This window comes from Cellulosilyticum sp. I15G10I2 (assembly GCF_900095725.1).
Lineage (GTDB): Bacteria > Bacillota > Clostridia > Lachnospirales > Cellulosilyticaceae > FMMP01.
Genome location: NZ_FMMP01000006.1, coordinates 93882 through 109221, shown reverse-complemented (window position 1 = coordinate 109221; position 15340 = coordinate 93882). Strand labels below are relative to the sequence as shown.

At 34.8% G+C, this 15340-nt stretch carries 18 protein-coding genes; 2 read left to right on the top strand and 16 right to left on the bottom strand.

Translation table 11 applies throughout. The features are described from left to right. Positions 1-208: 208 nt before the first annotated feature. From BN3326_RS00610 to BN3326_RS00600, 3 genes are all read right to left on the bottom strand, one after another. Positions 209-1171 (bottom strand): permease prefix domain 1-containing protein, encoded by a 963-nt coding sequence (locus tag BN3326_RS00610; RefSeq protein WP_069997187.1) that lies wholly within the window; start codon positions 1169-1171, stop codon positions 209-211. Then, complete coding sequence (locus BN3326_RS00605; protein ID WP_069997186.1) at positions 1158-1502, bottom strand: PadR family transcriptional regulator; 345 nt, start codon at positions 1500-1502, stop codon at positions 1158-1160. Before BN3326_RS00605 ends, BN3326_RS00610 begins: the two co-directional genes overlap by 14 nt. Positions 1503-1688: 186 nt before the next feature. Further along, positions 1689-2963, bottom strand: a complete 1275-nt coding sequence (locus BN3326_RS00600; protein WP_069997185.1) for a hypothetical protein — start codon at positions 2961-2963, stop codon at positions 1689-1691. A gap of 179 nt (positions 2964-3142) precedes the next feature. Between BN3326_RS00600 and BN3326_RS00595 the strand changes: the two genes are divergently transcribed. After that, complete coding sequence (locus BN3326_RS00595) at positions 3143-3328, top strand: hypothetical protein (protein WP_069997184.1); 186 nt, start codon at positions 3143-3145, stop codon at positions 3326-3328. A 10-nt stretch (positions 3329-3338) separates the two neighbouring features. Further along, positions 3339-3587, top strand: coding sequence for a spore coat protein (locus tag BN3326_RS00590; protein WP_069997183.1), 249 nt, complete (start codon positions 3339-3341; stop codon positions 3585-3587). A gap of 188 nt (positions 3588-3775) precedes the next feature. Here the strand turns inward: BN3326_RS00590 and BN3326_RS00585 are convergent, their stop codons facing one another. The 13 genes from BN3326_RS00585 to BN3326_RS00530 all read right to left on the bottom strand — a co-directional run bounded on the left by BN3326_RS00585 (position 3776) and on the right by BN3326_RS00530 (position 15195). Next, positions 3776-4258, bottom strand: a complete 483-nt coding sequence (locus tag BN3326_RS00585) for a hypothetical protein (protein WP_069997182.1) — start codon at positions 4256-4258, stop codon at positions 3776-3778. Positions 4259-4345: 87 nt separating this feature from the next. Beyond that, positions 4346-4903, bottom strand: a complete 558-nt coding sequence (locus BN3326_RS00580; protein ID WP_069997181.1) for a GNAT family N-acetyltransferase — start codon at positions 4901-4903, stop codon at positions 4346-4348. A gap of 48 nt (positions 4904-4951) precedes the next feature. Further along, complete coding sequence (locus BN3326_RS22155) at positions 4952-6148, bottom strand: GNAT family N-acetyltransferase (protein ID WP_207646291.1); 1197 nt, start codon at positions 6146-6148, stop codon at positions 4952-4954. Between the two features lie 313 nt (positions 6149-6461). Continuing rightward, positions 6462-7121 (bottom strand): nucleotidyltransferase family protein, encoded by a 660-nt coding sequence (locus BN3326_RS00570; protein WP_069997180.1) that lies wholly within the window; start codon positions 7119-7121, stop codon positions 6462-6464. Positions 7122-7502: 381 nt separating this feature from the next. Then, positions 7503-7943 (bottom strand): DUF5680 domain-containing protein, encoded by a 441-nt coding sequence (locus BN3326_RS00565; RefSeq protein ID WP_069997179.1) that lies wholly within the window; start codon positions 7941-7943, stop codon positions 7503-7505. A 264-nt stretch (positions 7944-8207) separates the two neighbouring features. Continuing rightward, complete coding sequence (locus BN3326_RS00560) at positions 8208-9056, bottom strand: CPBP family intramembrane glutamic endopeptidase (RefSeq protein ID WP_069997178.1); 849 nt, start codon at positions 9054-9056, stop codon at positions 8208-8210. 240 nt (positions 9057-9296) lie between these two features. Beyond that, entirely contained in the window at positions 9297-9920 is a 624-nt protein-coding gene (locus tag BN3326_RS00555; protein ID WP_069997177.1) for a DUF6064 family protein, read from the bottom strand. Positions 9921-10200: 280 nt separating this feature from the next. Further along, positions 10201-11040, bottom strand: a complete 840-nt coding sequence (locus BN3326_RS00550; protein WP_069997176.1) for a prenyltransferase/squalene oxidase repeat-containing protein — start codon at positions 11038-11040, stop codon at positions 10201-10203. A gap of 449 nt (positions 11041-11489) precedes the next feature. Then, positions 11490-11810 carry a hypothetical protein gene (locus tag BN3326_RS00545; RefSeq protein WP_069997175.1) on the bottom strand — a complete coding sequence of 107 codons (321 nt, stop codon included), beginning with the start codon at positions 11808-11810 and terminating at the stop codon, positions 11490-11492. Positions 11811-12206: 396 nt separating this feature from the next. Then, complete coding sequence (locus tag BN3326_RS22825) at positions 12207-12446, bottom strand: TIGR04104 family putative zinc finger protein (RefSeq protein ID WP_074463570.1); 240 nt, start codon at positions 12444-12446, stop codon at positions 12207-12209. A 400-nt stretch (positions 12447-12846) separates the two neighbouring features. After that, positions 12847-13554, bottom strand: coding sequence for a 4Fe-4S double cluster binding domain-containing protein (locus tag BN3326_RS00540; protein WP_069997174.1), 708 nt, complete (start codon positions 13552-13554; stop codon positions 12847-12849). A 364-nt stretch (positions 13555-13918) separates the two neighbouring features. After that, positions 13919-14467, bottom strand: coding sequence for a GNAT family N-acetyltransferase (locus BN3326_RS00535; protein ID WP_069997173.1), 549 nt, complete (start codon positions 14465-14467; stop codon positions 13919-13921). Positions 14468-14754: 287 nt separating this feature from the next. Next, on the bottom strand, positions 14755-15195 hold the full coding sequence (locus BN3326_RS00530; protein ID WP_069997172.1) for a hypothetical protein: 441 nt from the start codon (positions 15193-15195) through the stop codon (positions 14755-14757). Positions 15196-15340 lie beyond the last annotated feature (145 nt).

The window sequence follows — 15340 nt, the reverse complement described above, 5'->3', positions numbered from 1 at the left end:
TAAATATTAACTTAAAATAAAATTTAAATTTTTATATTATATTAATTATTCATTAAAGTATGCTTGCTGTAATCATTATGTAAATAAACTATAAAACGACTGTAACTATTCTTAGTTTATTTTAAAAAGAACAAAAAACAGCCAATCCCATTTTTGAACTTGGGACTGGCTATCTAAAACCACTTTTATTATTTTTATTTTTAAAATATTAGTTTGATTTTATGGTACTATAAAAAGCACAAAATCCTCCAAACAATATACCAGTTATCGGAAATACAATCCAGCAGATATGCCAAAGATTAAATACAAAACCGCAGAATAAAAAGATACATACCGCCAGCGGCCATACAATCCCCGCAACAGCACCAATAACTTTGTTCTCTTTTTGGCGCTTTGGGTCAAAATCCTCTATCATTAAAAGTTTTTTGTAAGCTTCTGAAACACTGCTACTGCTAATAAAGATAAATACAGCAACGGCTATCATAATAAGCAGAACACATACCCCATAGGTCGCCGCGTCAAAGAGTGAAGCAACCAAAATAGCTATAGGCGAAAGGATACAAAAGCTAACTCCAAAAATGATGCCTAAGTTACGTTTTAAGAAAGTCTGCTTTAATTCTTCACTTAAAATAGCTTTGGTTGAAGAAGTCATTTCAAAAGCACCTTCATCAATATACTTAAATTTTTCAAGCTTAATCCCAGAATAAATGAACAACCCTACCGCTGGGGCAATGCATAAAAATAAAAGTATTACCGGCAATGTGCTTTGTGCATTTTCAGATAAATTTTGGAAGATAAACTTGGCTTCTGCTAGTTGTACCATAAGAATAAGTAGAGATACTCCCAATAAAATTAACCCTACTCCCATACCTATCAGATAAGATGTTTTCTGTTTTAACGTAATAAATTCTCTTGCTTGTTCAAGACCTACAGTTGTATAAACTTCATTTTTAACAGCTGGTTTAATATTCATTTCTTCTAGTAATTCATCAATATTGCCAAACTCAGAGATGACAATACCTACTGCTTCATTTTCTAATTTTCCTTCACTTTTAAGTTCGTGATATTTTTCTTCCATATTTAAAAAAAGTTCATTTTTTAACCTTATTAGCTCTTCTGTCTGTGGTAAATGGCGAAACATATTTTCTAAGTAGATTTTAATAGTCTCCATACTTTTTCAGCTCCTTTACAAATTTGTTAATTACTTTTTTGGTTAAATCCCATTCTTCACATTTTTCCTTGTAGTAGGCCACTCCACTATAGGTTATTCGAAAATAGGTCCGCCTTTTTCCTTGGGTCTCTTCACCATAATAGGATTCAATATACCCATTTTTTTCAAGACGACTAAATGCAGAATAAAGTGTTGTTTCTTTGATAACATATTGCTCATCCGTTATTAATCGTATATTTTTTGAAATTTCATATCCATACGAATCACCTTCTAAAAGGAGGCTTAAAATAATGGTGTCATTATAACCACGTATTACATCACTACTGATCACGAGACTTCCTCCTTAATAGTTACTACGTCTGTCGTACTTTACCTGTCGTAGTAATTATAACATATCTACCCCGACAGGTAAAGTAATTATTATTATATTTTTCGAACTAAAAAAGCCAGTAGCATGATCTTATATCATCTACTGACTCTTGAATCAAATTTTTTGGTATAGCGTAACGTCCCCTATTTAAACTTGAGATAATTCTCGGGTTATTACCTTCTGTCTTGTTCTCGCAATTGAAATATTATCACAAGTACGGTTTGTAAGTCCCTCTACTGGATTTGGTTTTACCTCTGTACGGTAATCTTCGCCTTTCATTTTTTGATGTTGCTCAATTACTATATGGCTCGCAACAGAATCTATATCATGGTTAATTTTATTCTGATATGAGAAAAATGTGTGATTCGCTGGTAATGCATGGACATCTTTTAACTCTTCTTTATCTGCCGTGAGTTCAATCTGTTCACCTAATACTTTACGTACATAATCGCGCGTATCATGGAACTGAAGCAATTTTGGAAAGGCTCCTGTTACAACTTCTTCCCACTGTTTATTTTCATATTTACCCAAAAGTTCAGCGGCTTTATGCAAATGGGCTATCTCCTGATTAAGATGCATTTCCCAAATAGACTTTATATGAGGATCTAGTTCATCTTGGTAGAAAGAATAGTAAAGATAGCATTCTGTATACTCATGAAGCAAAAGATTTTCAAGCCAAGTTGAATTAGGATCAATGAGTGACCCATATTGGCTTACATGTTCTTCTTCAATCATTGCAATCTCCTGATAAAGTTGACGCCCCAAGTCATTATTATACGTATTACCGATATTCATATAGAAGTTCATTGTCTGCTGTTCCCCTGCCGTAATAATCAAAGTATTTAGCTTGGTACGAATATCCGCTTTTTTAAAATCAACAAATCTTCTGACTGTGTCCTGTGGATGACGATGTTCGGCAATAGTTGGACGTCCCGGCGTGATCTCAACATAGCTTTTTACGAGTTTCTGAGAAGGAATGTTTTTGTCTAGATTGAGTAAATTAGAATAGCGATATAAATGATCAAAGTCTTCTAGAAGTGCGAAATCTAGTGTTTGCTTCACATAAGGGTCTGGCTCATTTTGTGCCAGCCATGCGGTTAAATCTACTGCTACATGTTCATAACCTATTGTTGTTTCAATTTGAGTTTCATCAATAGGTTTGAGCCAGTTAATATGCTTTTGCTGCAGTTGCTCTATACGCCTAGTCATTGCAAGTTCCCGTCTTAGGTCGTTGTCATTACAGTTACGATGAAATTGGTGGGAGAAAATAGCGGACTCAACTTCAATGCCATTCATAAGAATAACACGTATTTTTGTATAAGGATCTACATCATGTTTAGAATACGGTTTTGGATAAACAGTTTTCCAGTCCATAATTCCCTCACTAACTGGCGTTGGCTTTTGTTCAAATGGGTTAAACATTATAAAATCTCCTTTCGATTATATGATGTTTATTATTCCAACTTTAACAAAATGTATCCCACATCTTAAACTAATAAAACCATTTATTTATAGCTATACTTCTGCTTTTATAACCTATGTATATTTTTATAGGTTTATAAAAATACTAATCGAGAATTTTATAGAAAGGAGTCCTCACAATGTCGCATTTAAATCAATTAGAATTACAAAATATCCGTCACCTTGTAGGTGCCTTTGACACAGCTTGTGAAAAGCTTCAAACTTATGCTCAAGATGCCAAAGACCCACAAGTAAAAGCCTGTTTTGAAAAATCCGTACAGGATGCGCAAAATGATAAACAAAAATTAATGTCATTTTTAAGTTAGGAGAGATAGTATGTTACAAGATAAAACAATGGTTAATGATACCCTCGCAATGATCAAAAACAACCTTACATTTTATGCAAACTCCATATCAGAATGTGAAAACCCTGAACTTAGAGAAGCCCTTCAGCAGATCAGAGATACTTGTGAATGTTCTCAATATAACCTTTTTAAGCTAGCAGAAACAAAAGGTTTTTACCAACCAGCAATGCCTGCTAATGACACCGAGGTTCAACAGGTTAAAAGCCAGCTTCAGTGTTAATTTAACATTCTAAATAAAGGAGACTCACTAAAACTGGTGTTGTCGCCTTTATTTGCATACTTATGATTAGTCTTAAATAGATGACACTTGCAATTTACGCTTTTTCCAATACGTTCTATGATAAACGTGATGGTTTAGTTATTTAAAATACAGCTATAGCCACTATTACGAAAGGTATCCTATAAGCTTTACTGCCCCCACCTAATTTCATAGGCACAGCTTTTATCACCATTCAAAATAGAACTAATCACCTTAGCATTCGCATTTCTCTGAAGGACCTTCGTAAACATTTTCTCAGCAAAACCCTCCGAACAATTACACATTAATGAAGTTTTAATCTCACCAAGTTTAACTATAGGACAAATACATTGTGATTTATTTTCATCAGCATATATGACCCGCTCTCCCTCGTTTATTTGTACTGACCAATTCCACTCTGTCTCTAAAAATTTAATAAAGCTATATACATCACCTATGTACGTCTTTAAAATATCCTCCATATTTATTGCGTTAAAGTGGGAAATGCTACACCCCTTTACCACTTCTCTTTTTGTTTCAAAAGGAAGACTATCAATACTCTCAAGCAACATATTGAACCAAGCAAATGTAATCTTTGAATCCACATCAGTAATCTCACAATTAATTATCTCACCACAATTTCTACATTTCATAAAGAACCCCTTTTCATTTAATTTTCCCTAAACTATAAATCAAAAGTTAGCTGATGTAAATTACGGATATAGCCATACAACTTATTTTTAGTGGTTCTTATCATATGTCTTTTTATCAATTTTATATAATACATGTGGTCTTAAGGGATTATCTTCACTAATATTAGAATGTAGAAATGTACCTTGCTCTATTAATCCTATCTTTTTCATTACATTAATAGATGGTTTATTTATTTTTGAAGTAAATGAAAATATATTATTCAATCCTAATATATTGAATCCATAATCTAAACACTTAATTGCTCCTTCAGTAGCATATCCCTTGTTCCAAAATCTATCATCTAGTCTCCATCCAATCTCAACACATGGAGTAAAATCTGATTCAAATGTAGCTGTATAAAACCCTATAAACCCAATAAATTCATGAGTCTCTTTAATATCCACAGCCCACAAGCCATATCCATACTCTTTAAAATGGTCCATAATTTTTTCAATAAACTTATCAGATTCTTTTTTATTCAAAACACTAGGGAAATATTGCATTACTTTATTATCTGCATTCATTCTAGAAAATAGCACACTATCTTCATCGCTCCAAAGCCTAAAACCTAATCTGTCTGATTCAAATTCGTATTTTTTATCCATGAGATCCTCCTATCATAATATAAATTGAGACTATATAACAAAGAAATTTTAACTCCTAATAGCTACTTGAACCACTTGCTTTTCATTGTTCTTTTCAAAATATTTATATACTTTCATGCCTATCTTCTCTGCTACCTTCTGTGATGAGATATTCCTAACTGTTGTATATGAAAATATTTCAGAGTAGTTCAGAGAATTAAATGCATATTCTTTACATGCATCTGCGGCCTCTGTTGCATATCCTTTATTACAATAATCTTTTATTATATGAAAGCCAATTTCTGGTACAGATCTATCATCAATGTTTTGCATGGTTATACCACAATCTCCTATAAAAGTATCACTTTCTTTTAATATCACTGCCCATAGTCCATGTTTATACTTTGCATAATTTTCTATATTCCATCTTATCCACTCTTCTACCTCTATCTCAGAAAATGGGTGAGGGTAAAATTCCATAGAATCTGGATCAGATAAAACTCTTGCTAATTCTTTTTTATCCTCAAACGTTAGTTCCCTTAAATATAACCTTTCAGTTTCAAATACTTTCATAGTATGCCTCCTTTTTAAATGCTTATTTCCATATCTCATCGGGCATTTATTTCTGCAATTGTTACAATTAACAATATCAAAACCACGCCCATTTTTCCCATAAGTATTATTTCGACATAATTTTTGATTGACATCCCCACCTTCTATTGCACCAACAGGACAACTGTCAATGCACTTATTGCATTCATCTATACAAATACTTTTACATAACTCATCCGATTGCATATTCAAATTCGTTAATATTGCTCCAATGGTTAGAATATTCCCGAATTCATTGTTTAAAAGTAGTGCACTTTTTCCAATTGTCCCAATACCTGCTAGAACAGCGGCGTGTTTCATAGAAATTAGTCCACGACCTTTCATATTTTCTTCGTCCCAAAAATCATAAGGACTATCACAAGGTATTGGAACAGCATAGCATCCAAACTCTGCTTCTACTATTTTTGCTGCTCTAAATGAAACCTCATCAACTTGCAAACAACTGCTATTATTGAAATGTCCATAAATTATTCGTGGCTCTACTTGGGTAACTCCTTTAGGAAGTGCTATGCCAAAGATGATTACTGATTTACAATCTGAAAAGATATCAGTTGGGGAAAAGCCTTTTGGTGTATCAATAAACCTATCAATATTTGCAATTCCACAAACATCAGCACCAAGCGATAATACAATTTGCTTAATTTTTTCTTTCATAAATTTCATCTCCCAATTACAAATAATCTTTATATTTTAAGCTAGTGTGCAATGTCACATAACGTTCTCGCATTCTCGACGTCTTCCAGCCTAACAGGAGTTGCCCAACTCCTTAGATAGCTCTTATCTTGGATTTGGGTAACTCCGACTCGGTTAGGCTGGGGGATGTGCGTAGCGAACTTGAGGGCATTGTTAAGTAAAGTCGCACGTCCCGCGAAGCCTAGTCACCAAGGACGGTGGAGCCCTGTATCTCTGCTCAAGACTCAATGCTGCACAAAATGTAAAGAATGCTAATCAAACATTTTCTAAGTAGTTATATTTTTCCCATATATTTTTTCATCGCTTTTATTCTATCTATTCTTCCTCTTTGAATTTCAAGATTGTATCTATTTTTAAAAGTCTCAATCAAAATATTAAAGCCCCTCCATAATACCGTATCGTATTTATGATTTTCTAAGTTCAATCTGTTTTCTGCTGCAATATCAAACAATACCCCCTCTAAACACAATCGTCCAAAGTATCGGACAACCCATGTTCCTTTATTATCTACAAATGGTTCAACAACAGAATCGATGAATATATCTTTTAACTTAAAAAAATCTTTTGTGTGAACAATGATGTCTATGTCGTGAGGATTGATATTTATGCCGCGCAAAACATCGCTTATACTTCCAAAAACGTACCATTCAATGTCATTCTCTCTGCATTTTAGCGCAAATGTTAGTAAAGCACTTTCCCACTTGCAATCTAACATACCTTCGAACATAGACTGACCTAGACGAGCGAAGTTTTTGCTTACTAATTCTTTGTCTTCTACGTTAACTGAATTACCTTCAATATTTGGATATGTTTTCTTAAAACCTTTATCAGTTTTCTCAAACCATGCATGTTGAATAACATCTGTAAGTTTGGTGTCTGCATCTTCAACATAAAGAGTAAATTCAGATTCAGTATCATAACAATAACATTTCATGAAAATCATCCTTTCGTAACCGCATGAAATAACATAAAAGCTTTTAACCATGGTAGCTAAGATTCTATAAATAATTTCTAATTCATACTTTTTTACGAATCTACTATAAAAACTTTCACAATGGTTTGACTTTAACCAAAAACCCAAAGCCTTTCCTAGTGACACGATGTCGCAGACATAACCCTGCACGATTTTATATAACGTCCCACATACTCAAGATATTTTACAGCCTTAGATAGCTCCTATCTTAGGCTGTGGAATGTGCTTTACTTCTTCGAAGAGATTGCCCAAAATAGGTAAAGTGAACTTGAGTGCTTTGTTAGAGGATGGATAATGCGGAAGCTACCACTAGCCATACCTTATTGACTAATGCATCAACACCTAAACAATTATCCCTCCATGGAAAACACACTCATAAACCTTTATTCCACTTTTAAATATTTCTTCTACTCCATTAAACCAATCAAAATTTCCATCTACTTTACATCTATAATCCAAGTTATCACGTTTGAATTCTAGTGGCCCTCTAAATGGTATATCTATAGGAACATTAAATAATGCTTCTTTCAAAAAATCCCCATCAAAACCGTCTGATAATACTCGTCCACAATAATTCATTGACCAAAAAGGAGTATCATTATCCCATAGTGCTTCTTCACCTGCAAAATGACGTCCTCCTAAGTATGTATCAATATACTTTAATCCGTCTTCCTCATACTCCAAATCATGAGACTTTGGTCTTGATGATTTCTTTTCAGCACCTTTTCCAGCATATGTAGCCTTCTTAGCATTAATTAAAAAATCTATAATCTTCTTATCCATGAATCCATCCTCCCTAGTATTCACTTTATCAAACTATAAATAGTCCCCACTCACCTTAGCTAAAATACCTAGCATTATCTGCCGTCTAACGCCCCCCCACTCAAGACGTTTCTCAGGCCCAGATAGCTCTTATCTTGGACTGAGAAATGTACTTTTCTTCTTCGAAGGCATGACCCCAAATGGGCAAAGCGAACTTGAGTGTTTTGTTAGCTGAAGTTGGGAACGGACCTTCTTAAAATAGTGTATAAATAATAAAGGCTTATTTTATTTACCAATGTTAACTTTATTTAATTGATTACTAAATTTTATAATAACTGGAATAAGTATTGTAAATGCAGCTTGAAATACTGCCATACGTATGGTTATCCCTTGATCTAATGTGCCATTAATGTTTATATGAATTATATTGAGAATTGAATTAATTAAAAAATGTGAAACCCATGGTGTCCATATGGAATCAGTATAAAAATACATTACGCCAAAAATAATCCCCATCAGTATCATTGGCATTGAGTTTAACACTAATGCCATTATAAAACCACTCATTCCACTCACTATACCACTTATGTACCATTTGAAGGCCCAAGGAATATGCCATGCCCCAAACAATATTCCCTGCAGAATAATAGTCATTCTAACAGAATACTTTCGATTAAACATTGGTATTAGGATGCCTCTAAACAGTCCTTCTTCCATAAAACAATTAATCACATTACCCAATATGAGAAAAATTGCAAACCCAAAACCACCTGTAACTCCAGCTTTAGGATCAATAGCTGCAATTGATATCTGGGGTGAACTAGATGAAAATGCTATAAATTCTACAGAATATCCTAGAATCATTAAACCTATTGTCATAAGAATGCCTACTATTATAATAGACATTTTATTATTTAAATTAAAACCAATATCGGACATTTTATTACTAATAATCTTTACAAAAAGAATGACAATAATGAACCCTATAGTCTTAGATAAGATAATTTCGCCCAAAATTTCATCCAATCTAAAAATAAAAATATCTAAAAGTCTAAATAACATAACGAAACAAATTAAACTAATACCTACTATAAGAGGTTTTGATAATGACAATTCTATTAATCTTTTTCTCATTGATTTCTCCTTTAATATTACTTTATTTATAGTAACAACCTAAAACATAAGTAATGCTAGTTGCCAATTTCATCTAACGTCTCCGTATTCCAGACGCCCGAGAAGCTTAGAGAGCTCTTCTCTTAGCTTCTCGGGCATGCTTTGCAGTCTTCTCATGCAAAGCGAACTGGGATATTTTGTTATATGATGTTGTACATGGAACTTACCGATATGCTCAAGATTATACTCATCCCACATACTTTATTGATTACCGTTAGCGTAATAATGCAAATTTCTTTTCTTAATTTCTAAGAGGAAAAGCACTAAAGCATAAATACCAATGGCAAATAAAATTATATCCTCATAGGCATCAAAGAAAAATGCTTTTATACCAGTAAGCCCCCATATTGTAAGGAGAGCTAGACTTAACAAATTTCTCCGCTTATAACCCAACCAAATAATTACACCTATACAAACAACGGGACATGGCATAATATACAAAAGCATCTCCGGAAACGTCTTCCCTTGAACAATTGACACGAGTGGATAAACTGCAACTAATGCCCCTAATATCCATTGCCCTAAAGTAAATTTTTCAAAATGCTCGTCCTTATGTTTCACTGCTTCAAAAATAAAAGTTAAACCTAAAAGTAAATATAACGGAAAAGCAAAAAAGTATTGAATTGGTTCTGTTCCAAAAACTAAGAAAAAAACAAACGCTAAGTATATAGAAGTCAGTCCATAAGAAACCTTTGGTAACCATACCACCTTCTCCTTACGAGCAAGTATGCATGACACAACTAATGTACTCAATATTGCTATCTGTAATACATATGTAGCGCCATTGTAATTTGAAATCACTTTCCAAAATTTTGATGCATCCATAAGTAAAACACCTCCAATAAACTACACCTATAAAAATATTCTCTGCTTTTAAGACCTAGTGTACAATGTCACATAACGTGTCGTACTCCCGACATTTGAAAGCCTTAGATAGCTCCTATCTTAGGCTTTCAAATGTGCGTAGCGAACGGGAGTATTTTGTTATGTAAAGTCGCGCGCCCCGCTAAGCCAGAGCAGCCATGGATGGCTGCGTCTCAAATAAAATCTATTAAATATTCATAAGGCATACCGTTGATTACTTACTTATATTATCAAATGTTAGTTATCCTTTTATGCCAAGGTTTTTTAAGATTTCGCGATAGCATTTTGTTGCCAATGCACTTGGCTCGCCTTTCTTACAGAAAGAAAACTTGGCCAGCTTCGGCACAATGCGCTCAACAACAATCTGACCATCCACCATTTTGGATTCCAGCGCTTTTAAGGCTTCCAGAAACCGGTTGTCCTCTTTTGCATGGTCATAAAAGGATAAAACATAGACATAAACAAAAAGATTGTAGTTGCGAAAGGGATATTCTACTTGCATGAACAATGTGCCCATTCCGTAGTGACATGGGCCAATCGGTTTCCGAATTGTCCAATGTCCAAGCAAGAAATCTACAGCCCTGTCAAGCGCTGGTTCTTTTTTGAGATAGTCACTAAAGCGGAATGCGTTCAGAACAGTAAGTGTTGGAAATGGGTTTGAATACTGAGTTTCTGGACCTCGACCAAAGCTAAACTTATTGCAACGCCATCCGCCATCCGTGTATTGGGTATCTAAAAGGTGTTGGAAAGTTTTTTGCAATCTATTATCGTAAGCATACCCCATGTGGCAAAGCACATTGGCAGCGTGAGCGGTATGGCATGGGTAAATAGAGCCTTTCGGATACAACTTAAAACTTCCATCTTCTTTCCACGCGTTAAATATCAAGTCGGAGCATTCTTTAAGTAAAGGCTCCGTGGGTTCCATACCCAATTCTAACAGATAAAGTACGCTATCGAGAGTAGAGAAAGGTGCTCCTTTTATTAGGCGTTTGTCAGGAGTAGTCCAGTAGTCTGCGCCATTATCATACCTGTGTGACAATATTGCTTCAAAATCTAATAAATATTGCTTATCTATAGCCATTTCTTTTCACTCCATTTCGTATTGACCTATGCCCTAATTCATATCTAGTATAGGACAAACAGTTTTCTCCGTCTTTCACAATTTAAGTATAATTCAAAACAAGTTTTGCTCAGACCCATTCTTGCTAGATCCGCCACACGATGCGATGGCTAATTTGCGCGCGATTTTATATAACGTCCCCGCACTCAAGACGTTTCTTAGCCTTAGATAGCTCTTATCTTAGGCTGAAAAATGTGCTTTGGCTTCAATTGCTAAGAAGCTGTTACCCTAAGAAGCCAAAGCGAACATGAGTGCATTGTTCTACGAAGTGGGGGCGATCCCCGCGAAGCCAGAGCTCGGCATGGACGCCGGGCCCCTAGACAATTTCGCTAAAGCTACTAATGCATAACATATAAAGATAACTAATTACAGCTACATCACATTATGCTTATACCCTCGATAAACCAAAATTATTTTTTTGATTTCTTTTTCTTATAGAAAATAAAGCCACTACATAATAAATAAAAAGTCACAACAATAATACCGAGGGGGAGTTCTATAGGCAACATTTGTCCCGTATCTTTGGTACTCATGTACATCAAATGAATACCAGGCAGCATTCCTAAAAGCCCACTCCTAAATTCCCCTTTAGATAGCAAAACACCGCTTATCAAAAATAAAGCAATCCATGCATATACAAAAGGTGAAATAGAAAGTCCGGTACTAATTATTATCAATCCATAAAAAATAATAAAAATAATTGCTGGCATATAACAAACAATTTTTTTCAAATTCTCATCCTCCATCAAATATAGATAATCTCAACTTCGCAATATAAAACATATGTGACATATCAAAAACTGCAAATGTCTTTCCCCCTGACCAACACTTCGAAGGCTATTTTTTCACAATCCGTGCCTGGGCGGCACGGTCCCCTGCCCCCATTTCGTAGAACGTCTCCGTACTCCAGACGTCTGAGAAGATTAGAGAGCTCTTCTCTTAGCTTCTCAGATGTGCTTTGCAGTCTTCTCATGCAAAGCGAACTGGAGTATTTTGTTCTACGAAGTGGGGGAGACCCGCGAAGCCAGAGCCCGACACGGACGCAGGGTCGCCCAGGGAATCACTCCAAAACTGGTAATACACAATATATAAATGATATGTCTTAACTTTAATATCAACTAAAACCGTTACTCTTCATTTCCATCTTTTACATGGTACCTTACAAAAGATGGTGTTAAATAGATTACCAATGCTAACCAAAGTATATATCCTAAAAGAATATAATATCTATAATGAAAAGACCTGATTAAGCTTAATATAAATAATGGAGCGCCTATAGATAATCCAAGAATCAATCTTGTTGAAACATTAAAATAATGTTTAGTATTACAATTTTCACATAGAATAGTGAGTATCCCGCTAACCATATACATCTAATAATATTTTTACGTTTGAATTGACTTGAACAATTACTGCATTTTCGCATTAATAATTCCCCCTTCGTATTACATATAATGCTACAAATACGCCATAATTAAAGCTTCAGCGACCTACCCACTAAATCATCACAGGGATGTGCCGGTCCTTTGCTCCCATTTCGTAGAACGTCCTCGTATCTCCGCCGCCTCTGAACTGTACCCGCGAAGCCCTTCTTCGTAGCGGTGCTTGCACCCAGTGAAGAGGTGTGCGTAGCGAACGGAGATACGTTGTTATAGGAACGGATGAGCCCCCTCGAAGTCAAAGGTAGCCCTAGACGGCTGCCCTCCCTAATAAACTTGCTAACCGGTTAGTACTGCACTAAGTTCATAATATAAGAATATTTTAAGTTTAATTTGATTTATTTTTTATGCATTTATTAATAAATCTCTGTGTCCAAGGACAACTTGCTATACATATTCCGCAAGTAAATTTATCCTGTCCTCTCATTTTTCCTTTCTTAAGTATTATATTTTTACACTCAAAAGCATTAAAAAATTCATCTCTATCAAGTTTTACTTTCCATGGCATGCCATCTATTACATTACCAGGACATGAATTTTTACATTCTATACAACTACCACATTTACATATGTCTATAGGCTTTCCAACTTCTAATTCAGCATTTGTAAGCGTGCTGGATATTCTTATTGCTGAACCAAATTCCTCTGTTACTAGTAATGCACATTTCCCAATCCAACCTATTCCTGCCCTTGTTGCAATAGTTTTGTGAGGTAATTCCGTCCGCTTATTATTGTCTATTTTTACTACACTTTGTGTTTTAGCTAATGCCTCATGACCATAACCTTTAAGTATTTCTGAAACATATTCATTAAGTGTATTCAATAATTTATCTACTCGTTCACACTCATCATAATACTCCTGTATTGGTTCATTTTTAATTAATGAAACAATCATTGGATTTAGTGCAACCCCGATTATAATTCCATGTTTAAACCCTCTTCTATTTTGCTCAGGAATTATTGATAAATCTGCAAATCCAACAATTGAAGCTCCTTGTGATATAAGTTTTTCTCTAATCTCATTACTAATATTCACTACATATCACCCACCCAACTCTTTTTCAATCTACATACAAGGTTCTTAATATATTGCAATAACAAACTAACTTCTGAGGATTGTTACGCTAAAATCCGCATAGGACGTGTAGCTCCCTTTGCCTCATCTGTCCTATAACGTCCTCGCACTCAAGACGTTTCTCAGCCTTAGATAGCTCTTATCTTAGGCTGAGGAATGTGCTTTGCTTCTTCGAAGGCATGACCCAAAAATGGCAAAGCAAACTTGAGTGCATTGTTAGATGATGTCCCCCCTCGGAAGTTGCCAGTAATCTCAACTAATATCAATCTCTTGATATTAGAATAATGCGTACTTTATAAATAAAGCGAATTAAGATAACTTCTGACTATGCTTTATTTTGGAACAACAGATGATATTCATCCTTAGTCAAAATATATTTTTTTGCATCATAAGTTTTGCCAAAGGATTCGTATGTACCATCACAATAATATCTAAATCCGCTTTTTTCGATTACTCTTTTCGATTGTATATTAAATGATTTATGCCCACACCACAAAACATCTACTTTAATCTCATCAAAAGCATATTGGATTGCTTCTCGTACAGCTTCAGTCATAAGACCTCTGCCCCAGTATGCTTTGCTTAAAACATACCCAATCTCTCTTTGTATATCAGCTCTATAACTTGTGTCAGCAGTTCTATTATGAAAACCTAAAGAACCAATTACTTTGTTTTCTTCTTTTAATACCAAAGCATACTCTATGCCACTATCAATAAAGTCTTTTAATATTGTTTTAGTAACTTCAATATTCTCATGATGCGGCCACCCAGTCATTTCGCTAATACCTTCAACACTGGCATACTCATAAAAATCAAATATATCTGATACTTTCCAATCTCTCATTATCAGTCTTTCGGTTTCTAACGTTTTCATAATACACCTCCTAATATAAATAATTTCCAATTCACTCTTAGAAACTAATTCGACTTAGTAGCGCTCTATACATTAACAAGTAATGTTACACATATGATACTGCTCTTTTTACTAGAGGGGGGATGTCATCTAACGTCTCCGTATCTCCGACGCCTCTGAACTGTACCCGCGAAGCCCTTCTTCGCAGCGGTGCTTGCACCCAGTGAAGAGGTGGGCGTAGCGTACGGAGACACATTGTTAGGCGGTGGAATTGCCGGAACTTTAGGACGACTAAAGAGTATCATAAACTACTCTTTCCTAATAATAAGTTTTCTAAATGTGTTTTCAACCAAATAACCTTGTGACTGTTCAGTTCTTCTTGTTATCTCTACATCATAATTATCATTAAATAATTCTTGTATTAGAGCACTTGTTTTAATGCGTAATTCTTCCCAATTAGGGTGATTTATTATTTGATTGTGATCCCAGTAAAACTCTTCATCTAGGTTATCGAATTTCTTCAAATACTCTTTAAAATTATCAAGTATCTCTATTTGATGTAAATCAAGATATCCATTTTCAAAATATATATCTTTAAAGTCATTATAATAATGATCGAAATCTAGCAAAATCTCATCACCAACGCATCCATAACCGACTATCTGACATTGGCGTTCTCCCGGCAAAGACATAACTACTAATGATATTATAAATTCTTCATATAGAAACTCTATTGTTGTATAATCCATGTTTTTCTTCACCCCAGCTTCCAAAATCAAGTGCTTTCAAATAATACATAGGCTAATTCTATCGACTAACGTCCTCGCACTCAAGACATTTTTCAGCCCTAGATAGCTCTTATCTTGGGCTGAGGAATGTGCTTTGCTTCTTCAA

Excerpts from the sequence above, each read along its gene's own strand:
- BN3326_RS00555 (WP_069997177.1), bottom strand. The coding sequence starts at position 9,920 with ATGGATGCATCAAAATTTTGGAAAGTGATTTCAAATTACAATGGCGCT.
- BN3326_RS00585 (WP_069997182.1), bottom strand. The coding sequence starts at position 4,258 with ATGAAATGTAGAAATTGTGGTGAGATAATTAATTGTGAGATTACTGAT.
- BN3326_RS00595 (WP_069997184.1), top strand. The coding sequence starts at position 3,143 with ATGTCGCATTTAAATCAATTAGAATTACAAAATATCCGTCACCTTGTA.
- BN3326_RS22825 (WP_074463570.1), bottom strand. The coding sequence starts at position 12,446 with ATGGTTAGCGGGATACTCACTATTCTATGTGAAAATTGTAATACTAAA.
- BN3326_RS00530 (WP_069997172.1), bottom strand. The coding sequence starts at position 15,195 with ATGGATTATACAACAATAGAGTTTCTATATGAAGAATTTATAATATCA.
- BN3326_RS00580 (WP_069997181.1), bottom strand. The coding sequence starts at position 4,903 with ATGGATAAAAAATACGAATTTGAATCAGACAGATTAGGTTTTAGGCTT.
- BN3326_RS00570 (WP_069997180.1), bottom strand. The coding sequence starts at position 7,121 with ATGAAATGTTATTGTTATGATACTGAATCTGAATTTACTCTTTATGTT.
- BN3326_RS00600 (WP_069997185.1), bottom strand. The coding sequence starts at position 2,963 with ATGTTTAACCCATTTGAACAAAAGCCAACGCCAGTTAGTGAGGGAATT.
- BN3326_RS00565 (WP_069997179.1), bottom strand. The coding sequence starts at position 7,943 with ATGGATAAGAAGATTATAGATTTTTTAATTAATGCTAAGAAGGCTACA.
- BN3326_RS00550 (WP_069997176.1), bottom strand. The coding sequence starts at position 11,040 with ATGGCTATAGATAAGCAATATTTATTAGATTTTGAAGCAATATTGTCA.
- BN3326_RS00560 (WP_069997178.1), bottom strand. The coding sequence starts at position 9,056 with ATGAGAAAAAGATTAATAGAATTGTCATTATCAAAACCTCTTATAGTA.
- BN3326_RS00610 (WP_069997187.1), bottom strand. The coding sequence starts at position 1,171 with ATGGAGACTATTAAAATCTACTTAGAAAATATGTTTCGCCATTTACCA.
- BN3326_RS00590 (WP_069997183.1), top strand. The coding sequence starts at position 3,339 with ATGTTACAAGATAAAACAATGGTTAATGATACCCTCGCAATGATCAAA.
- BN3326_RS00535 (WP_069997173.1), bottom strand. The coding sequence starts at position 14,467 with ATGAAAACGTTAGAAACCGAAAGACTGATAATGAGAGATTGGAAAGTA.
- BN3326_RS22155 (WP_207646291.1), bottom strand. The coding sequence starts at position 6,148 with ATGAAAGAAAAAATTAAGCAAATTGTATTATCGCTTGGTGCTGATGTT.